This is a genomic window from Nocardia otitidiscaviarum NBRC 14405 (assembly GCF_000308635.1).
Taxonomy (GTDB): Bacteria; Actinomycetota; Actinomycetes; order Mycobacteriales; family Mycobacteriaceae; genus Nocardia; species Nocardia otitidiscaviarum.
The window spans coordinates 1-19,923 of record NZ_BAGD01000132.1; the positions used below are offsets into that span (position 1 = coordinate 1).

Annotated in this window: 18 protein-coding genes, 1 tRNA gene and 2 pseudogenes; 13 read left to right on the top strand and 8 right to left on the bottom strand. The window is 68.3% G+C overall.

From position 1 onward, the window contains the following. The 3 genes and pseudogenes from ON31_RS28410 to ON31_RS28420 form a co-directional block, all read left to right on the top strand. A pseudogene (locus tag ON31_RS28410) lies at positions 1–766 on the top strand (Fe-S oxidoreductase); the annotation flags it as partial. Between the two features lie 233 nt (positions 767–999). Beyond that, on the top strand, positions 1,000–1,830 hold the full coding sequence (locus ON31_RS28415) for a lytic polysaccharide monooxygenase (RefSeq protein ID WP_039818062.1): 831 nt from the start codon (positions 1,000–1,002) through the stop codon (positions 1,828–1,830). Positions 1,831–2,200: 370 nt separating this feature from the next. Beyond that, positions 2,201–2,962 carry a copper homeostasis protein CutC gene (locus ON31_RS28420; RefSeq protein WP_051037867.1) on the top strand — a complete coding sequence of 254 codons (762 nt, stop codon included), beginning with the start codon at positions 2,201–2,203 and terminating at the stop codon, positions 2,960–2,962. A gap of 65 nt (positions 2,963–3,027) precedes the next feature. On the opposite strand, the gene ON31_RS28425 is transcribed toward ON31_RS28420, so the two are convergent. Next, positions 3,028–3,477 carry a hypothetical protein gene (locus ON31_RS28425; RefSeq protein WP_029930225.1) on the bottom strand — a complete coding sequence of 150 codons (450 nt, stop codon included), beginning with the start codon at positions 3,475–3,477 and terminating at the stop codon, positions 3,028–3,030. A gap of 256 nt (positions 3,478–3,733) precedes the next feature. Here ON31_RS28425 and ON31_RS28430 point away from each other — a divergent pair, with 256 nt between their 5' ends. From ON31_RS28430 to ON31_RS28440, 3 genes and pseudogenes are all read left to right on the top strand, one after another. Then, on the top strand, positions 3,734–5,074 hold the full coding sequence (locus ON31_RS28430) for an NsdA family TPR-like regulatory protein (protein ID WP_081592795.1): 1,341 nt from the start codon (positions 3,734–3,736) through the stop codon (positions 5,072–5,074). A 28-nt stretch (positions 5,075–5,102) separates the two neighbouring features. Then, positions 5,103–6,353: a pyridoxal phosphate-dependent aminotransferase gene (locus ON31_RS28435; protein ID WP_029930227.1), complete on the top strand. Its 1,251-nt coding sequence runs from the start codon at positions 5,103–5,105 to the stop codon at positions 6,351–6,353. A 510-nt stretch (positions 6,354–6,863) separates the two neighbouring features. Then, positions 6,864–8,138, top strand: a pseudogene (locus ON31_RS28440) (YibE/F family protein); the annotation flags it as partial. 992 nt (positions 8,139–9,130) lie between these two features. Here the strand turns inward: ON31_RS28440 and ON31_RS28445 are convergent. Then, a complete protein-coding gene (locus tag ON31_RS28445; protein ID WP_039818034.1) occupies positions 9,131–10,504 on the bottom strand; it encodes an Hsp70 family protein in 1,374 nt (457 codons plus the stop codon). 347 nt (positions 10,505–10,851) lie between these two features. On the opposite strand from ON31_RS28445, the gene ON31_RS28450 reads away from it, so the two are divergent. Beyond that, a complete protein-coding gene (locus tag ON31_RS28450; RefSeq protein ID WP_051037868.1) occupies positions 10,852–11,388 on the top strand; it encodes a YdcF family protein in 537 nt (178 codons plus the stop codon). Positions 11,389–11,502: 114 nt separating this feature from the next. Here the strand turns inward: ON31_RS28450 and dcd are convergent, their stop codons facing one another. Continuing rightward, positions 11,503–12,081, bottom strand: coding sequence for a dCTP deaminase (gene dcd, locus ON31_RS28455; protein WP_039818068.1), 579 nt, complete (start codon positions 12,079–12,081; stop codon positions 11,503–11,505). 24 nt (positions 12,082–12,105) lie between these two features. Further along, positions 12,106–13,857 carry an aa3-type cytochrome oxidase subunit I gene (gene ctaD / locus ON31_RS28460; protein WP_051037870.1) on the bottom strand — a complete coding sequence of 584 codons (1,752 nt, stop codon included), beginning with the start codon at positions 13,855–13,857 and terminating at the stop codon, positions 12,106–12,108. 216 nt (positions 13,858–14,073) lie between these two features. Here ctaD and ON31_RS28465 point away from each other — a divergent pair. Both ON31_RS28465 and ON31_RS28470 read left to right on the top strand, forming a co-directional pair. Then, positions 14,074–14,147: transfer RNA gene (locus tag ON31_RS28465), tRNA-Gly, on the top strand. 159 nt (positions 14,148–14,306) lie between these two features. Next, entirely contained in the window at positions 14,307–14,747 is a 441-nt protein-coding gene (locus ON31_RS28470) for a pyridoxamine 5'-phosphate oxidase family protein (protein WP_039818036.1), read from the top strand. A gap of 33 nt (positions 14,748–14,780) precedes the next feature. Here ON31_RS28470 and ON31_RS28475 read toward each other — a convergent pair whose 3' ends face one another. Further along, positions 14,781–15,359 carry a class I SAM-dependent methyltransferase gene (locus tag ON31_RS28475; RefSeq protein ID WP_039818038.1) on the bottom strand — a complete coding sequence of 193 codons (579 nt, stop codon included), beginning with the start codon at positions 15,357–15,359 and terminating at the stop codon, positions 14,781–14,783. Between the two features lie 361 nt (positions 15,360–15,720). Here ON31_RS28475 and ON31_RS28480 point away from each other — a divergent pair, with 361 nt between their 5' ends. Beyond that, positions 15,721–16,023, top strand: coding sequence for a DUF1905 domain-containing protein (locus tag ON31_RS28480; protein ID WP_039818039.1), 303 nt, complete (start codon positions 15,721–15,723; stop codon positions 16,021–16,023). Between the two features lie 41 nt (positions 16,024–16,064). On the opposite strand, the gene ON31_RS28485 is transcribed toward ON31_RS28480, so the two are convergent. From ON31_RS28485 to ON31_RS28495, 3 genes are read right to left on the bottom strand one after another with little or no spacing between them, the layout of a single operon-like run. Then, the gene (locus ON31_RS28485) at positions 16,065–16,391 is read right to left on the bottom strand and encodes a hypothetical protein (RefSeq protein ID WP_029930238.1); all 327 of its coding nucleotides are present in this window, start codon (positions 16,389–16,391) and stop codon (positions 16,065–16,067) included. Positions 16,392–16,433: 42 nt separating this feature from the next. Continuing rightward, positions 16,434–16,730 carry a hypothetical protein gene (locus tag ON31_RS28490; protein ID WP_029930239.1) on the bottom strand — a complete coding sequence of 99 codons (297 nt, stop codon included), beginning with the start codon at positions 16,728–16,730 and terminating at the stop codon, positions 16,434–16,436. After that, on the bottom strand, positions 16,717–16,941 hold the full coding sequence (locus tag ON31_RS28495) for a hypothetical protein (protein WP_039818040.1): 225 nt from the start codon (positions 16,939–16,941) through the stop codon (positions 16,717–16,719). The genes ON31_RS28490 and ON31_RS28495 overlap by 14 nt, the downstream gene beginning before the upstream one ends. Before the next feature lie 122 nt (positions 16,942–17,063). Here ON31_RS28495 and ON31_RS28500 point away from each other — a divergent pair, with 122 nt between their 5' ends. From ON31_RS28500 to ON31_RS28510, 3 genes are all read left to right on the top strand, one after another. Next, complete coding sequence (locus ON31_RS28500) at positions 17,064–17,837, top strand: alpha/beta fold hydrolase (protein ID WP_039818041.1); 774 nt, start codon at positions 17,064–17,066, stop codon at positions 17,835–17,837. Positions 17,838–17,846: 9 nt separating this feature from the next. Further along, the gene (locus tag ON31_RS28505; RefSeq protein WP_051037872.1) at positions 17,847–18,605 is read left to right on the top strand and encodes a crotonase/enoyl-CoA hydratase family protein; all 759 of its coding nucleotides are present in this window, start codon (positions 17,847–17,849) and stop codon (positions 18,603–18,605) included. A gap of 155 nt (positions 18,606–18,760) precedes the next feature. Further along, positions 18,761–19,870: a glycoside hydrolase family 183 protein gene (locus ON31_RS28510; protein WP_039818042.1), complete on the top strand. Its 1,110-nt coding sequence runs from the start codon at positions 18,761–18,763 to the stop codon at positions 19,868–19,870. Positions 19,871–19,923: the final 53 nt, after the last annotated feature.

Sequence of the window (19,923 nt, forward strand, 5' to 3'; positions counted from 1 at the left end):
GAAGGCACCGGGTGCGAAGGCCGCTCCGGCCGAGAGTGCCGCTCCCGCCGAGGCTTCCGAAGCCCCCGCCGCGCCCGCCAAGGGTTTGGCCATGAAGGGTCCGGCCAAGGCACCCGGCAAGGGCCTGCAGATGAAGGGCGGCCTGAAAGCACCCGGCGCGAAGGCGCCTGCCGAATCGGCCGCGCAGCCCGCCGAGAGCGCCGACGCCGCTCCCGCCTCCGAAGCACCCGCGACTCCGGCCGCCAAGCCGGGCGGGCTCGCCATGAAGGGCGGACTCAAGGCTCCGGGTGGCAAGGGTCTGGCCATGAAGGGGGCCGCCAAGGCCCCCGGCAAGGCCGCTCCCGCGCAAGACGCCGCACCGGCTGAAGCCGCTCCGGCGGAGTCGGCCACGGCGGAGTCGGCGACCGAGTCCGCTGCCGCACCGGCCGAGTCCTCCTCGGCCGCACCCGCGGAGGCCAAGCCGTCCATCGCACCCAAGGGTCTGGCCATGAAGTCCGGGCTCAAGCGGCCCGGGCCGAAGGCTCCGGGTGCCAAGGCGGCCCCGGCCGCCGAAGCGCCTGCGGCTCCGGCCGATCCGGCTCCGGCGGAGGCCGATGCCCCGGCCGCCGCATCCGAGCCGAAGGCCGCCGAGGGCGGTTCCGAAGACAGCGGCACCGCCGAGAGCACGGGCGCGTCCGAAGGCAACGGGGCCGCGAAGCCGCCGGCCGCCAAGCCGGGCGGCCTGGGCTTCAAGTCCAATGCGAAGGCCCCCGGCCGCAAGAGCTGATCACCGCTCGTGAATGAGCCCGGATCCCAAGGGATCCGGGCTCTTTTCATTCGAAATGTTTGCTGGCCAGCAAACTTTCATGGCTGAACTGGGACATGCCCTTGACTGAACGGTTGCCGGAACCTACCTTTTAGAGCACGCTTTTGCTTCAAAGTGGTCTGGATCACGTCACAGATCCGTTTCAGGACAGCATGCCGGCCTCCGCTGCCCTCTTGTCTCACAAGGAGATTCAGGTGGTACGTAGCAGAGTGCTGTCCACGGTCGCGGCCCTTGCCGGGATCACGCCGATAGTCGTCGCGGTCATGCCCGCCGGTGTCGCCCACGCCCACGGATATGTGTCGTCCCCGGCCAGCAGGCAGGCACAGTGTGCCCAGGGTGTCGTCAGCTGCGGGGATATCAGGTACGAACCGCAGAGCGCGGAGGGACCGAAGGGCCTACGCAGCTGCAGCGGCGGTGTCGGCCGCTTCGCGGAACTGGACGACGATGACAAGGGCTGGCGCGTGCACCCGGTCGGGCGGACCGTGTCCTTCACCTGGAAGGTCACCGCTCCACACCGAACCGCCAACTGGGAGTACTACATCGGCGACACTCGGGTGGGCTTCGTGGACGGCGGCAACGAGCCGCCGCCGCAGACCTTCACGCACAGTATCGACCTGGGGGATATCACCGGGCGGCACCGGCTGCTCGCCATCTGGAACATCGGGGACACCGCGAATGCGTTCTACTCCTGTATCGACCTGGATATCAACGGCGGCGGATCCCCCACCAGCCCAACGCATCCCACGACCACAGCACCGACCACCGCAGCACCGCCCACCACCGCGCCCCCGACGACCACGACGCCGCGCCCACCCACCACGACCGCTCCACCGCCGACCACGCCGCCGCATCAGCACCCCACCACCGACCGACCCACCGCCGAGCCCTGGCGCCAGGGAGCCACGTATCGCATAGGTGACGTGGTGTCCTACAACGGCATTCACTACAGCTGCCGCCAGGCCCACACCGTCCACGACCCGAACTGGACCCCGCCGAACACCCCGGCCCTCTGGCAACGCCTGTAGCCGCACGCGGGTGGTGTACCGGGTGAGGTGGCGCCGATGCCGCCACCTCGCCCCACACGGGCGACGACCGACCCATCGCACACCTACCGCCACGCCATGAATCCCGTTGAAACCGCATCGACCTGCGCGAACATCGGCGGTGATCGCGGCGGCGGACGCACCTTCGGCGCTGTCAGACCGGATATCCCGCGCGGGTCTCGCCGTCTGCGGGCCGAGCGACGGTGGTGGCCGCCGTCGATCACGCGGGCGGCACGCCGCATTCCCGCGCGACGGGGTGACCACCACGGACTCCGGCGGCGCCCGCCCAGGAACACGCGCCGGGCTAACCGCCAGCAAGCGAAGGCGCGCGAGCTGGTCAATACTGATAGGTATGGCGGAGGCGGGAACGGTTCGGGTCGAGATCGCGGTGGAGACGCTGGGCGGTGTGGAGGCGGCGGAGAGCGCCGGTGCGGATCGCATCGAGCTGTGCACCGGACTCTGCGCGGGCGGGCTGACCCCGAGTCCGGCACTGGTCGCCAAGGCCCTCGAACTCACCTCGAGCACCCGGGTGCACGTGCTCATCCGCCCACGTCCCGGCGACTTCCACTACTCCGCCGCGGAGGTCGCGCTGATGCGCGCCGATATCGGCCAGGTCCGCCGACTCGGCGCGGCGGGGGTGGTGTTCGGTGTGCTGGACGCCGACGGCCAGGTCGATATGGCCGCCAACGCCGCGCTCATCGAGGCCGCGGAGGATATGGAGGTCACCTTCCATCGCGCCTTCGATGTCTGCGCCGATCCCTACACCGCTTTCGAGCAGGTGATGGAACTCGGATTCACTCGGCTGCTCACCTCGGGACGGCAGCCTTCGGTCGTCGAGGGCGCGTCGCTCATCGCGAAACTCGTCACCCGGGCGCAGGGCCGCATCGACGTCATGGCGTGCGGTGGCCTGCGCGCCGACAATGCCGCCGAGGTGCTGGAACGCACCGGGGTGCGCGATCTGCACGCCGCCGTCCGCATCCCGGTGCCGGGCCTGCTGGTAGAGGGTGCGGAGGTGTCCTTCGCCGAACCCGGTGCGCCACAGGGTTTCGACCATTTCGCGACGGATGTGGCCGGAGTGGCCGCACTCTGCGAGGTCGCGCGTCCGCGCGGGTGACCCCCACCGGGTCCGCCCCGTCGACTGCCAGGAATGGGGCGGACCCGGTGGGTTGCGAGGTGGCGTCAGTCCTCGCTACCCGAACCCACCGCCAGAGCCGTCGTGATCAGCATCGACAGCGGTGGGAGTTTGCTGTCTCGGCTCGGCGGCACCACCCAGTGGCAGCCCTCGCGCGTCCACTGCCCGAGTCCGGTGGGCAGCATGACGGCGGAACCGACGGGCGGTATGCCGATGTCGAGACGGTTGAGCACCTGGAGTATCTGTTCGCCCGGCCGGGAATCGGGTGCCACGAGAAAACTCCAGCGGATCTGGCGAGCCAGCATGGGCGCCGACTCCCCTTGCTGTTCCAGTGCGGCGCGGACTTTTTCGGCCCGCACCACCGGCAGGTGGATAACTCCTATGCGCCCGGTGATCGGAAGCATTACGAATCCGCCGCGCTCGATCACCGGGAGACCGAACTCGTGGCGGTAGAACGCCACCCAGTCCCCGACGGTCCTCAGCTTGTCCGCATTCACCCCGAACTCCTTGCCTGCTGAATCCAGGGTCGCCCGCGAACCGGCCGTGTGAGAACGCCCGCACGCCCTCCTTACGCTGCCCTTCCGCCGCCACTGTTACCGGCGCGTAGACCCGGTGATACCAGCTCGGTTTCGCTTGTGGCCCATGTCACGACACGCTCGTACCCTGGACATCGGAGTTCGTTCGGAAGGGATGGACATCGTGGTCCGGCACTGGTCAGGTAAAGAGGCCCGCGCCCTTCGCGATGCCAAGCGGATGAGTATCCGAGAGTTCGCGGCGCATCTCGGTGTCCACGAACGCTTGGTGTCGAAATGGGAGGCCGGGGGAATTCGGGTGCATCCCCGACCCATCAATCAGGCCGCCCTCGATACCTCCCTGGCCAGGTCCGACGACGTTGTGCGGGCGCGGTTCGCGGCATTGATCGATCAGCCTCTGATCGACCGTCCCGGGCCCGGTTTCAGTGCGCGCCAGAGCAGTTCGGCGCAGGCCATTTATTCCAGCGACGCGGAACTACTGTCACTCGTGGATACGGGTGCGATGAGGGGCGATGCGTTAGCGGCGATTTCGGAGAGGGATCTGATCATGGCGGCTGCCCATGAAGCAAGTGAGCACGCCGGGCGGGCCGAGAGCACCAATGTGGGATCCACCACGTTGGAACAGCTCGACGCCGATGTCACGCGCATCGCGAACGATTACGTGCACGTGCCTCCCGTCCCGATGATGGTGGAGATGCTGCGCGTGCGACGCCGGGTGTACCGGCTGCTCGAGGGGCATCAGAGACCGGCCGACACCTCGCACCTGTATCTGTTGGCGGGCACCCTGTCCGGACTGCTCGCCAATGCCAGCACCGACCTCGGCTACTACGATGCCGCGGGCGAACAGGCCAGGGCCGCTTGGGCTTACGCGGAGCTGTGCGGGCACAACGGATTACGGGCCTGGACGCGCGGCATGCAGGCGCTGATCGAGTACTGGTCCGAGCGGCCGCGCCGCGCGGTGCTGCTGGCACAGAACGGGCAGGAGTACGCGGAATCCACCACGGCGCAGGTGCGGCTGCACAATATCGAGGCGCGCATCTGGTCGCGGCTGGGCAGCAGCGCCGACACCGAGAACTGCATCCGCGCCGCCGAGGCCGCCCGCGGTTCCAGCGGCGCCAACGACTCGCTGCACGACGAGGTGGGCGGCGTCTTCGGATTCAACGAACCCAAGAGCCAGTACTACGCGGGCGCGACCTACATCCATCTGGGTCAGGCCGAACCCGCGCTCCAGGCCACCCGGCGCGCCATCGAGCTCTACGCCAACGGTCCGACCGAGCAGCGCTCCTACGGAGCGGAGGCCCTCGCGCGGGTGGACAGCGCCGCCGCGCACCTCATCAACGGCAGTCTCGACGGGGCCACCGAGGCCCTGCAACCGGTCCTGCAACTCGACGAGGACAAGCGCATCGCCCAGCTGGAGGAACGCCTGACCGGCCTACGCCAGCGGCTGGCCGGACCCACCTTCCGCGAGGCCATCGAGGCCCGCCGCCTGGACGAACGCATCGAGGAGTTCTGCGGCACCACCGCCGCGAAGGGCATCCCACCGGGCGATCAACCCAGGTGAGAAAACTCCATTGCGGGCAAATGGCACCATGGGACGGGTGAGCAACCATCCGTACCGCGCGCCGCGCACCCTGGAGCAGTCCACCAAGCTGCAGAACGTCCTCTACGAGATCCGAGGACCGGTACACGAGCACGCGGCACGGCTGGAGGCCGAGGGGCATCGCATCCTCAAGCTCAATATCGGCAATCCCGCGCCGTTCGGCTTCGACGCGCCCGACGTCATCATGCGCGACATGATCGCGGCGCTGCCGTACGCGCAGGGCTACTCGGAGTCGAAGGGCATCATGCCCGCCCGCCGCGCCATCGTCACCCGCTACGAGCTGGTGCCGGGCTTCCCGGAATTCGACGTCGACGACGTCTACCTGGGCAACGGCGTGTCCGAGCTGATCACCATGACCATGCAGGCGCTGCTGAACAATGGCGACGAGGTGCTCATCCCGGCCCCGGACTATCCGCTGTGGACGGCCATGACCTCGCTCTCGGGCGGCACCCCGGTGCACTACCTGTGCGACGAGTCCAACGGCTGGCAGCCCGATATCGCCGATATCGAATCCAAGATCACCGACAAGACCAAGGCGCTGCTGGTCATCAACCCGAACAACCCCACGGGTGCGGTGTACTCGACGGAGGTGTTGCAGCAGATCGTCGATCTGGCGCGCAAACACCAGCTGCTGCTGCTCGCCGACGAGATCTACGACAAGATCCTCTACGACGACGCCAAGCACATCTCGCTGGCCACGCTCGCGCCGGATCTGCTCTGCCTGACCTTCAACGGCCTGTCCAAGACCTACCGGGTGGCCGGGTACCGGGCCGGTTGGCTGGTGATCACCGGACCGAAGGAGCATGCCGCGGGCTTCCTGGAGGGCATCGACCTGCTGGCCTCCACCCGCCTGTGCCCGAATGTGCCCGCACAGCACGCCATCCAGGTGGCGCTGGGCGGACATCAGAGCATCGAGGATCTGATCCTGCCGGGCGGGCGACTACTCGAGCAGCGCGATGTGGCGTGGGAGCGGCTCAACTCGATTCCGGGTGTGTCGTGCGTGAAGCCCAAGGGCGCGCTGTACGCGTTCCCCCGCCTGGATCCGGAAGTCCATGAGATCCACGACGATTCGAAGCTGGTGCTGGATCTGCTGCTGCAGGAGAAGATCCTGATGGTGCAGGGCACCGGGTTCAACTGGCCGCATCACGATCACCTGCGGATCGTCACGCTGCCGTGGGCTCGGGATCTGGCCGTCGCGATCGAAAGATTTGGCAACTTCCTCGCGAGCTACCGACAGTAGTTCCAAACGAAACAGACCATGAGTTCGAAAAAGTCAGGTTTTTAGAGACTTAGCTAGCGCAAAGATCCCCCTTTTGTGTACAGTAGTCCTCGGCACCTAGAGTGCCCCGGCTGGACCGCCTACCCCCCCTGGGCCGTCCAGCCCTGGGTTGGTCGGCCTACCCCCCCTGGGCCGCCGATCCCCGGGCGGCGGAGACATCCCCCTGCTCTCCGCCGCCCGCTCCCCCGCCCATTCCCGCCTCCCCGCGACTTCAGCGCACGGCTGAGAGCCGTTGCATTCCCGCCTCCCCGCGACTTCAGCGCACAGCTGAGAGCCGTTGTCACTTGTGTACGCGTGCCGGCGGTCAGGGTGCGAAACGATTCTGGGGGTTCCCGGTGAGTTACCCCGAACGGTGCGAAATCAGTTGTCACCTTGGCAGACGTGGGCTTTGTTGTGGCTTTGCGGTGACTTGTCGGCCGCTAAGTCCCCTCGCGGCTACGGGCGGGAATCGTTTTCGTTAGGCTCGCGCGGGTGAGCGATCACCATCACGGCCACAGCCACAGCCATAGCCACTCCGGGCCGCTCGAGATCGGAGACACGGCCGCGCGGGTGGTGGTGGGGTTGCTCGTGGTCATCGGGGTGGCCGTGCTGGTGGGGTTGGTGTGGTTGTGGCCGAGCAAGCAGCATGTCGAGATTCCGTTGCCTATGCAGAACGCGGGGGGCGGGGCGGTGACGACCGAGGCCGGGACCGTCGTCATGCAGGAGTGGGGGCCGTGTGGGAGTCCGTCGCTGGGGCGGGTGTTCCCGGACGATCCCGCGCCGCCGCGCGCCAATACCTATGACTGCCAGCGCAGCATCATCACCATCGACTCCGGGCCGCACGCCGGGAACAAGACGCTGTTCGAGATCGCGCCCGGACCGGGGCAGCCGGAGCTGCACGCCGGGGACAAGATCCGGCTGGTTCGCCAGTCCGACCCGAGTGGTGCGCCCATGTACTCCTTCGAGGACTACGCGCGCGGGCTGCCGCTCACACTGATCGTGCTGGCATTCGTCATCGTCATCGTGGCGGTGGCGCGGTGGCGCGGGTTGCGGGCGCTGCTCGGGCTCGGGTTCGCGTTCGGGGTGCTGGTGATGTTCCTGCTGCCCGCGCTGCTGGACGGCAAACCCGCCATTCCCGTTGCGCTGGTGGCGGGTTCGCTGATCCTCTACGCCGTGCTGTACCTGGCGCACGGGGTGAACCTGCGCACCAGTTCGGCGCTGCTGGGCACGCTGACCTCCATGCTGCTGGCCGCCGTGCTGTCCTGGGTGGCCATCGAGATAACCCATCTCACCGGGTTGTCCGAGGAGCAGAACACCAATGTGGCGACCTATATCGAGCACGTCAGCATTACCGGGCTGCTGCTCGCCGGATTCATCATCGGTTCGCTCGGTGTGCTCAACGATGTGACCATCACGCAGGCGGCGGCCGCCTTCGAACTGGCCGCGCTGGACGAGAAGGCGTCCCGGCGCGACATCTTCGCCGCCACCATGCGGGTGGGGCGCGACCACATCGCCAGCACCGTCTACACGCTCGTGCTCGCCTACGCGGGTGGCGCGCTGCCGCTACTGCTGCTGTTCAGCGTGGCGGGCCGCTCCATCCGCGACGTCCTCACCGGTGACGCGGTCGCCATCGAGATCACCCGCTCCGCCGTCGGCGGCATCTGCCTCGCCCTGTCGGTGCCGCTGACCACCGGCATCGCCGTCATGCTCGCCCGGCCCTTCCACATGCACCGCACCGCCCCCAGCGGACGGGCATCGCGAGGCAAACGTCCCGCCGCCCGTGCGCGCCGCACCGGTGCGCGGCCCGCCGCACGCCGGACCCGCACCGGCGAACAACCGGCGGTGTCCGGACGGAACTCGGCCCTGGCCACCGGCGAACAACCGGTGGCCACCGCGCGGAAATCAGCGCGCGCGACCGGCGATCCGTCGGCGACTCCCGGCCGGGGCGCGGCACCCGCGACCGGTGAACAGCCGATAGCCGGGCCGCATGGCGACGAGCCACCCGCACACGGTCACCGGCAGTCGAGTCCCGGCACCGGCGAGCAGACCACGGTGCCACGCACGTCCACGGCGTCGAGTGGCGAGCAGCCGTCCTGGACCCTCGCCGCCCAGAGCGGAGCCCACCCGGCGGTGCCCGCCGCACCCGAGCCTCCGTACACCGACGAATACCCCACCGATCCCCAACTCCGGCTACCGCTGACCGGCGAACTGCCCGCGTGGCCACCCACTCCGGAACAGCCCGATCCACCGCGCCGCCCGCGCCACGCCAAGGACTGGTTCGAGGAGTAGCCACCCCCGTCTCCAACCCGCGCCCCGTGAGCAAGCAACCCGATGATCGTCCGGGAAAGCACGTCGCGGCACCGCGACTCCGGGTGGGCGCACCGAGAAGAACGGACGCGAACTCCGGCTGTGATCGGAGGCTGGCCAGTCGCGGGTCCGACAAGCCCGCACCGTTCCTTGCAAGGGTTCCCCGGGCGGGTCCGCACCCGCGAGCAAAGCCGCAGGGCGAGCGACACCGACACGGCCGCAGGCCGCGCGGTCGGGGCGTGGCCACGGTCCGACCGGGAGCCGACCTGCGGGTCCGAGGTGCAGCTGGTCGATACGGCGGCATGGCGCTGATCGACAGGGCGGGGGCGCGTTACCGCTTCGTCCGAACTCTGCACCAGCTGCCCGAGGGGCTGACCCGATCGCTTGCCCGGTCGTTAGAACGGCGCGGCGACTACCGTCCGGCCCAGGCAGGTGGGACGAGCACCGGCGCTCTACTGGCCGGCCGGGGCGGGTGGGAACAGCGGGGGGATGGTGGGGACCACGATCGGGGGGAGGCCCGGGATGACCGTGATGGTGTTCGCGCTCGGCGGGGGCGGTTCCTCGCTCGTGGTGGTGGGGTTGTAGCGCGGGGGCGGGGCGGCGACGGATTCGTTGGTCGCCTCGGTGGTCGGTGCGGGCGCGGAGGTGGTGTGCGGCGCGGTCGAGGTGGTTTCGGCGGTGGTGCTCGAATCGCGGCTCTGCGAATCGGGTTCGAAGGCCGTCGGCCGCCAGCCCAGGGTCACGCCGATGGCGGATACCACCACCAGCGCGCCGACGGCCACCCCGGCCACGCTGATCTCCCGGCGACGCCCGGACCGTTCCCCCGGCTCCGCGCCGGATAGCCAGGTGTGGGTGGGCTGGGACCGCGGCCGGGGGGCCGGTTCGTCGAAGTCCGGCTGCGGCTGGGCCAGCGGCTGCCGCTGCCGCACCGGGCGGGCCAGCATCGCCGCGCCGCGCACCGCGGCGGTCTCGGGACCGTCGGCGACCACCACGGGAATGCCGAGCCAACGCCGCAACACCCGCGCCACCAAGGGAATCCGGGCGCACCCGCCGATCACGGCGACCGCCTCCACCGGCTGCTCGGAGCGCAGGATCACATCGCGGGCCATGCGCGCCGAGGACTCCACGGCCAGCATGATGAGGGCTTCGAAATTCTCCTGGGAGAGCAGCACCAGCCCCTCGGGCGACGGCAGCGCCACCGCCGTGCTGGTGGACAGCTGTTCCTTGGCCTTGCGACACAGTTCGTCCATGGCGGCCAGCCCGGCCGCGTCCGGCGGATGCGCGATGCGTCCGGAGGCGATCTGCTGTTCCCGGATCAGCGAGTCCAGATAGTCGCCGCTGATATCGCTGGTGCGCTCGGTGTGATGGATCTGCCGGGAGGCGGTGTCGACCACCGTAATGGACAAACCGGATGCACCGAGGTCGTAGACGGCGACGGTGCCGAAACCCTGGATATCACCGGAGTACTCCAGGAATTCCAGCGCCGCCACCACATCCGGGATGAGCTCGTAATTGATGAGCTGGCGGCGGGCCAGCTCCGCGCGGATACCGCGGGCGTGCTGTTCGTCCCGATACGCGATGGCGGTGGCGGTGATCGACGGATCGGCGGCGAGCACGGCGCCGACCGCGTCCGCCACCAATTCCTCCACCCGCTGCTCACCGACCGGGATGTCCTGGGTGTCGAAGGTCTGCGGGGCACCGCGGTACCCGTCGTGGAACGGCTCGGCCTGCTGAAATCCGGCGCGCGAGTAGGCATCGGCCTCGGCGAGCGGCCGCGCGACGCGCACCGCGCTCACCCCCACCGACACTCCCAGTACCGAACTCATCTGCAGCCCATCTCGATTCACGCTCCCACGACGTGCGAGCGGGCCGCCGCCTGCGGATGGCCAGCGTCGCGTCACACTTGCGGTGGGGTCACTGTACCTGTCGGTGACACACTACGGCCTGCCGCGTCTTCCGTACACCCGCCTACGACCACCTGGTTCGGCGCATTCGGGACAGCCGCGCGGGGCCCGCGAGTGGCGATGCGAACACCGGTGGCGGGACGTACCGCACTGGGCGAGAGCGACATCCACGCCGGTGCCCCGGGTAAGGGCGGTCGGCTTCCCACGGCCGGACGACGCGTGCGCCACGCGGTGCGGGTTCGCGGCGCGCGGGCTCTAGCATCGGCGGCGTGCGCCTGTCCCGTCGTACCGTCACCGCGGTCGCGCTGCTGTGTGCCGTGTCGGTGTACATCGGCGCACTCTGGCCGGTGTTCGTGCGTCCGCGCGTCGACACCCCGCGCCCGGCCGACGCCATTCTGGTGCTCGGCGGCGCCCACGACGGCCGGGAGGAGCTGGGACTCGGCCTCGCCCACGACGGGGTCGCGCCCCGGGTGCTGATCTCCGATCCGTACGAGCACAGCCCGCTGGTGAACCGGATCTGCCACGGCGGCTACAGCTTCGCGGTGGAGTGCTTCGATCCGGAACCGCGCACCACGCGCGGTGAGGGCCGCTACCTGGCGGAGCGAGCCCGCGCGGAGGGCTGGCGGCGGGTGATCGTGGTGACCTTCACCCCGCACATCTCCCGCACCCGCTACATCCTCGGAAAATGCTGGGACGGTGAGCTGCTCGTCATCGACGCCCGCCCCCGCATCGGCCCGCTGCGCTGGGTGTACCAGTACGCCTATCAGACCGCGGCCTATCTGAAAGCCTTCACCGAGGACTGCTGACTGACATGCGGACGATTCGGCGTACGCCGCGCTTCCGGCGCGGCCACGCTCGACCAGACGCTCAGCGTCCGACGGGCAGCGGAACGCCGGAGTGCCCGGTGGACGGCGAAACGCTCAGTGCCCGTTGGACAGCGGGAAATTGAGGTAGGCCCGCGACGGCGTCGGCCCGCGCTGTCCCTGGTACTTCGACCCGGCCGCCTGGCTGCCGTAGGGATGCTCCGCCGGGCTCGACAGCCGGAACAGGCACAGCTGGCCGATCTTCATCCCCGGCCACAGCGTGATCGGCAGATTCGCCACATTCGACAGTTCCAGGGTGATGTGCCCGCTGAACCCCGGATCGATGAACCCGGCGGTGGAGTGGGTGAGCAGCCCCAGGCGGCCCAGGCTCGACTTGCCCTCCAACCGACCGGCCAGATCGTCGGGCAGGCTGCACACCTCCAGGGTGGAGCCGAGCACGAACTCGCCGGGGTGCAGCACGAACGGTTCCCCCGCGGTCGGCTCCACCATGGTGGTCAGCTCGTCCTGGCGCTGCGCCGGATCGATATGGGTGTAGCGAGTGTTGTTGAACACCCGGAACAGGCTGTCCAACCGCACGTCGATACTCGACGGCTGGACCAGGTTCGGGTCGAACGGGTCGAGCCCGAGGCGGCCAGCGGCGATCTCGGAGCGGATGTCGCGATCGGAAAGCAGCACGCGCAAGAGCGTAGTGCCAGGTGATCAGCCCGCGGTCGGAGGGCTCTCACCCACGGTCTCCGAGACCGCCTGCGGCTTTCGTGCCGACCAGCCGACCTCCGCCTCGCTGCGCATGCGCTCCACCATGTGCGGATAGTGCAGTTCGAAGGCGGGCCGCTCGGAACGGATGCGGGGCAGCTCGTAGAAGTTGTGCCGGGGCGGCGGACAGGTGGTGGCCCATTCGAGGGAGTTGCCGTAGCCCCACGGGTCGTCCACCGTCACCACCTCGCCGTAGCGGTAGCTCTTGAAGACGTTCCACACGAAGGTCACCATCGACAGGCCCAGGACGAACGACCCGATGGTCGACACGGTATTGAGCGCGGTGAACCCGTCGCCGGGCAGGTAGTCGGCGTAGCGGCGCGGCATGCCCTCGTCGCCGAGCCAGTGCTGCACCAGGAAGGTGAGGTGGAAGCCGAAGAAGGTGCTCCAGAAGTGCAGTTTGCCGAGCCGCTCGTCCATCATCCGGCCGGTCATCTTGGGGAACCAGAAGTAGATGCCCGCGAAGGTGGCGAACACGATGGTGCCGAACAGCACGTAGTGGAAGTGCGCGACCACGAAGTACGAGTCGGTGACGTGGAAGTCCAGCGGCGGGCTGGCGAGGATGATGCCGGACAGGCCGCCGAACAGGAAGGTCACCAGGAAGCCGACCGCCCACAGCATGGGCGTCTCGAAGGTGAGCTGCCCGCGCCACATGGTGCCCACCCAGTTGAAGAACTTCACGCCCGTCGGCACGGCGATGAGGAAGGTCATCATGGCGAAGAACGGCAGCAGGATCGCGCCGGTGGCGAACATGTGGTGCGCCCACACCGCCATGGACAGCGCGCCGATGGCCAGGGTGGCGTACACCAGGGTGGTGTAGCCGAAGATCGGTTTCCGGGAGAACACCGGCAGCACTTCGGAGATGATGCCGAAGAACGGCAGCGCGATGATGTACACCTCGGGATGCCCGAAGAACCAGAACAGGTGCTGCCAGAGGATCGCGCCGCCGCTGGACGGGTCGTAGATGTTCCCGCCGAGGTGCCGGTCGACGGCCAGCGCCATCAGCGCCGCGGTGAGGATCGGGAACGCCAGCAGTACCAGAATGCTGGTGACCAGGATGTTCCAGGTGAAGATGGGCATCCGGAACAGCGTCATGCCCGGGCAGCGCAGGCACACGATGGTGGTGATGAAGTTGACGCCGCTGAGGATGGTGCCCAGACCGGAGACGGCCAGCCCCATGATCCACAGATCGCCGCCGACCCCCGGGGAGTGATCGACCAGGCTGAGCGGCGTGTAGGCCGTCCATCCGAAGTCCGCCGCCCCGCCCGGGGTGATGAATCCGGCCGTGGCCATGGTCGCGCCGAACAGGTACAGCCAGTAGCTCAACGCGTTCAACCGTGGAAACGCCACATCGGGGGCGCCGATCTGGAGCGGCAGTATCGCATTGGCGAATCCGAAGACGATCGGTGTCGCATAGAACAGCAACATGATCGTCCCGTGCATGGTGAACAGCTGGTTGTACTGTTCCGGCGACAGGAACTGCAACCCCGGCCGCGCCAGCTCGGCCCGCATGAGCAGCGCCATCAACCCGCCGATCAGGAAGAACGAGATGGCGGTGACCATGTACATCATCCCGAGCAGCTTGGGATCGGTGGTCGTGACGATGCGCCACAGATACGACCCCTTCGGGGCCATCCGCGCCGGATACGGCCGCGCGGGCTCGAGCTGGGGGACGTCTTTCGAGGGCACCGCGGTCATCGCGTCCTCCTCCAGGACACACCGAACCGCGATCAGCAAACGCCCAGCGCATCCAAAGTCACTGTGGTGGACGGGCTTTCGACCCGGTGATCAGTCTACGACCGCCCGTAGACGATCACCCCCACTTCGCCGAATCCCCTACCGACCCGCTTCTCCCGCCGACTTGCATCCGACGACCCCGATTCTGATAGAGTCGCGGAGCGTCTACGCGCACCGGCCGGTGTAGTTTAGTGGTAGAACATCAGCTTCCCAAGCTGAGAGTGCGGGTTCGATTCCCGTCACCGGCTCCACGTAACAGCAACGCCCTGACCAGGCCATATAGCTCCGGCTCCAGTATGAGCAAGCGGGCACTGTCGCCAAATCTGTAGCCAACGTGCCACACACGTGCCATTCCTTCGGCCATCTCTTCGGCGCGCTGACCTGTCGGTGGCTTCGGGCATACTGCGACGATGGCGACGTGGCGGGAATTCGAGGACGAGGCACCGGATTTGGCCGCGCGGGTGCGGGCGAGGTTCGAGGCGCACAAAACGCATGTGCTGGCCACACTGCGCCGGGATGGCGCGCCCCGGGTGAGCGGGTCGGAGGTGGAGTTCATCGGGCCGGATCTGATGTTCGGGTCCATGCCGGGGGCCAGGAAGGCCGATGACCTACGTCGGGACGGACGGTGCGCGATCCACGCCCACCCCGGCGACGGCGACGCCAAGGTCATGGGTGTGGCGGTCGAGATCACCGGCGCGGCGAAGGAGCCGTTCGGATCACCACCGGGCGTCCACGACTATCGGCTCGAACTCACCGATGCGGTGCTCACCGGCGTCGACGAGACCACGCAACTGCTGGTCATCGAGCACTGGCGGCCCGGCAGCGGGGTGCGGGTCACCGAACGGCGCTGATCGGGCGTCCCGGTCGGCCTCTGCGCCGGAGCGCTATCCGGATGCGGGCCGGTGCCACAGCAGGGTGTATCGCCAGAGCAGGCGCTTGCGGATGGTCGCGCCGGGGAGGATCTCGGCGGCGGATCGTCTGATGTCGTCCAGGGTTTCCTCGGGGTCGTGAGTCGGGGCGGGTGGGTCGCTCTTGCGGTACAGCAGGTCGACGGCTCTGATGAGGGGGTAGCGGAGCAGATAGTCGTAGTCGGCGCGCAGGCTCATGGACCAGAGGCCGACCACGGCGAGGGTGCCGCCGGGGGCGACCAGGCGGCGCAGGGCGGTCAGGCCCTCGTCGACGGGGACGTGGTGGAGGGTGGCGACGGCGGTGACGTAGTCGAAAGTGCCGGTGAGATAACGGAAGTCGGCCTGCCGGTAGGTGACGTTCGGGGCGGGGGCGGCACCGGCGAGGACCGGCGCGTCGATGTCCACGCCGAGCACGCTGGGGCAGTGCCGGGCCAGTTTGCGGGCCAGCAGGCCGTCGCCGCAGCCGATGTCGAGGGCGGTGTCGGCGGTGGCCGGCAGTTGGGCGAGCAGCCACGGGTGGTAGTGGGTGTTGTGATTCCAGTAGGGGTCACGCACTCCGGCGAGCTTACGGGCGGTAACGCCCGGACACGGGTGGCCGATCCATCCTGTACCAATCCCTGCCGATTGGTATCAATTCTATTCGACTACCCGGTCTTGTTTTCGAGTCCCCGCCGGACTCTTCTTTCGCCACACCCTTTTCGAGTTGCACCCAGGCATGTAGGAACAATGAGCTCTCCCCCGAACCCGCACACCTCGCGCAATGGCGCGCTGATCGCCGGGGCGGCATTCGTCGTCCTTGCGCTCGCGTTCCACGCCTGCGACCCCACGCCGCCGCAGGACTTCTCCTCGCGGACAACGTCATCGACACCCGGCGCGCACCGACTACCTGTCGGTCCTCCCGGATAATCTCGCCGCCATGGCCCACGACCACTACACGTTCACCGCCGAACTCTGGGAGTACGACGGGCCCGCCGCGTGGTACTTCCTCAACGTCCCGGAGGCGATAGCCGACGAGATCGAGGAGATGTACGGGCATCGGGTCGGCGGATTCGGGTCGGTCCGGGTCGAGGTCGTCATCGGCGCGAGCCGGTGGGCGACATCGCTGTTCCCGGACAAGAAGCGGGGCACGTATCTGCTGCCCGTGAAGAAGCCCGTGCGGATATCAGAGGGGTTGTCCGCAGGGGATTCGGCACGGGTGGAGATCACGGTCCTGGTGTGAGTCCGGGCGGGTCACGGCGGCCCATCCGGACTCGCCGCCGCCTACTGCAGGCACTCCGACACGATCCGGTTGGTGGCGGCCTTGGCCTTGTCGGAGTCCTCCTTGCTCATACCGAGCTCCTCGGGCTCCACCGAACCGGTCACATTGGCTTCCTTGTCGATCATGACGCGCAGCCCGTCCTGCGAAATCCCCTCATCGACATAGAGCTTCGCCGCGCAGTCGGCCAGGGCGGTGTCCTTGAGGCCGCTGTCCTGCAGCGCCTTGGACAGGTCCGCCTGCGTGACGGCGGGAGCCTCAGCACTGTCGCTACCGCACGCGGCGAGCAGCGGCAGGGCGACGAACGCGGCGGCGAGCAGGGAAATCCTCACGGGTACCTCGATTCTCACGAGCGGAATGCCGGAGGAACCTTCTCACAGATCCATGGCCGCGCGCAGGGCTGTGTCGATGCGCTCCTCGGTCTCGGTGTCCACCGCACCGATGCGTTCCGCCAACCAGGGGCGATAGATGCGGCCCAGATTCCCGGCGTGCACCCAGCCGTGCCCGGGGATGGGCACGGCGAGAATATCCAGCGGGTCCTCGGCCAGCACCTCCGCGGCGATCAGCCACGGGCGCGGCGATTCGTTGATGCCGTCGCTGCTGATGAGGACGATATTGCGGCGTCGGGGCGTGCCGTGCGGGTGGTAGACCCAGAGTTCACCCCTGCGCACGCAACTCCTTCTCGGCGGCCGCCAACTCCGCCTCGTCCATCGCGGCGAGATCCGCCGGGTCGGGCGTCGGGCCCCAGCCGGTCCGGACCGCTTCCCGCCGCGCGGCGCGGGAAATCCACGCCGACGGCGACATACCGGCCCGAGCGGCGGCCTGCTCGGCGTACGACCAGGCGGCCTCGTCCAGCGACAAAGTCACCTTACGGGTTGCCATACCTTTTATCGTACCGATGAGAAGGCCGATGGGATGGGGTTCCGGAGACGGCCGAAAATCTCGATTGGCGGCTGCGCGGCGTTGTTAGGGTGAGGCGTCGGTGCAGTTCGCGGGAGGTTGGCATGACGTTGAACCATCACCGGGTGGGGGCGGGTGATCCGTTGGTCCTCGTGCACGGGGTGGGCAGTCGCTGGCAGGTGTGGGGGCCGACCATCGACATACTCGCGGAGTCGTTCGATGTGATCGCGGTCGATCTGCCGGGTTTCGGTGCCAGCCAGCCGCTTCCGCGCACCGATGTGCCCGCGCTCGCCGACGCGCTGGCCGACTTCCTGACCGAGCAGGGCATCGAGCGGCCGCATCTGGCGGGCAATTCGATGGGCGGCCATATCGTGCTCGATCTGGCCGCGCGCGGGCTGGCGCGCAGTGTCACCGCCTACTCCCCCATCGGATTCTGGGACACCCCCGGTCGCATCTGGTGTCAGCAGGCATTGGGCCGAGCCAAGAACCTCTGTCAGCTGCTGCGCCCGGCCGTGCCCGCCCTGCTCGGCAGTACCGCGGGGCGCAGCGCCCTCATGGGCCTGGTCTTCGGCAAGCCCTGGCAGCTGCCCGCCGACGCCGCGGTGCTCACCGTGGAGGGACTGCTCGGCGCGGGGGGCTTCGACGCGGCGCTGGCCTCGTTCACCCGGGTGCGGCCGGTCACCGCCGGGGCGCTGCCCGATATCCCGGTGACCATCGCCTGGGGAAATCGTGACATTCTGCTGACCTACGCCACGCAGAGTCGCCGCGCCCGCCAGTTGCACCCGACTGCCAGGCACGTGACCCTGCGCGGTAGCGGCCACACACCCTTCTACGACGATCCGGAGGGTTGTGCGCGGCTGCTCCTGGACCAGAAGTGAGGACTGCGCATGGTACGCGACAATATCGAGCTGACCTTCTCCGGCGATCGCGCCTACGTCACCCTGGACCGGCCCGACAAGCACAACGGCCTCACCGTCGAGATGTTGCGGGAGCTGGTCCGGGTCGCCGGAATCATCAAGAACCGCAGCGATATTCGCACCGTTATCCTGTCCGGCAACGGTCCCAGCTTCTCCAGCGGCCTCGATATCGCCAAGGCCATGGGCAATCCGATGTCCATCGTGCCCAACTTCATTCCGCTGCCGTGGCGCGGCACCAATACCTTCCAGGAAGCCTGCTGGGCGTGGCGGCGGCTGCCGCAGCCGGTGCTCGCGGTGGTGCACGGCCGCTGCTACGGCGGCGCGCTGCAACTCGCGCTGGCCGCCGACTTCCGTTTCGTCACACCGGATTCCGAGTTCGCGGTGATGGAGGCCAAGCACGGCCTCATTCCGGATATGACCGGGGCGGCGACGCTGTCACGGCTCGTCGGCATCGACCAGGCACTGCTGCTCACCATGACCGCCGATCCGGTGGACGCCGCCTACGCCCAGCGCATCGGCCTGGTCACCGAGGTGGCCGCGGACCCGCGGGCCGAGGCGGAGAAGCTCGCGGACCGCATCGCGGTGCGCTCCCCGCACGCGGTGGCGAGCGCCAAACGGCTGTTCGACCGCTCCTGGGAGTCTTCGCTGCGACGCACCTTCGCGATCGAGCGGGCCACTCAGCTGCCGCTGATCCTGCGTCGCGCCCTCGGCCGGAAAGACAACAAGTAAGGCAATTCACAGCAAACAAGTCGGTTTGCGATCCCACCCACTCCGGTCACGCTGTTAGCATCTTCACACTTTGCCAGCGAGCCGAATGACCGCGCGGTCCGTAGGTTAGGCACGGCCCGCGCACTTGTTCGGCGAGAACCGGAGGTTTGTCCGCGTTGACGAAGACCGCATCCCTGCTCATGTCCGCCATCGCAGGAACCACGGCCTTGCTCCTCACCGCGACCTCACCGGCTGCGGCCAACCCGAACGCCATCAACCCCATTCCGGTGCTCAATGGCACCCACGGCCTGCCCAATCTGCCCGGACGCACCAAGGCGGTGTTCCAGGTGACCGGTATGGCCAGTCCGAACAACACCCAGTCCTACAACGTGCTCGGCACCGATCTGGGCATCATGTGGGACAACGGGCACGGCGAGATGCTCACCGCCTTCGGTGACACCGCCGGGCTCGGCTTCCCGAATCTGCTGGTCGGCAGCACCTGGGCGTGGCGCTCCAATATCCTGGTCCGCTCGCACACCAAGGACCCGTCGAACGGCATCTACTTCGACTCGGTGGTGCGGGACTGGTTCGGGCAGGCGCGCGACCTCATTCCCAGCCCCAAGATCCCCTTCATCGAGATCAGCCGCATTCCCACCGCGGGCATCTCGGTGGGCGGTACGCAGTACATGAGCCTCATGTCCGTGCACAGCTGGGATGAACCCGGCCAATGGACCACCAACTTCTCCGGCCTCGCGGTCTCCGGCGACAATGGCGAGAACTGGGTGGAACTGCCCGCTACCCGGCGGCCCGACGAGGGCGGCAACGCCAACTTCCAGATGAACGCCTTCCTGAAGGCGGATGGCTTCGTCTACGAGTACGGCACCGCCTCCGGCCGCAACAACCCCGCCTTCCTGGCACGGGTGCCGGAGGCCGCCATCGGCGATCTGACGCAGTACGAGTACTTCTCGGACGGCAAGTGGGTGCGCGAGGACGTGAACGCCGCGACCCCGGTGATCGGCGGCGGGGTGGCCGAGATGTCGGTCATGTGGAACGACTACCTGGGTCAATACATCATGCTCACCACCGACCCGTGGAATTCGGTGGTCATGCACCGCGCGCCCAGCCCGGAGGGGCCGTGGAGCGGACCGGAGGTGCTGATCGACGCGCGGGAACTCCCCACCGCCTACGCGCCGTCGATCTTCCCGTACCAGACCGGGCGTGACCTGTACTTCCTCACCACGGTGCACAGCCAGTACAACGTGCTCCTCATGCACACCGGGCTGTAGCGCGCGACCCCGATGTCCGCCCGCCGACGCGGCCGGGTGCGCTCATAGACTCG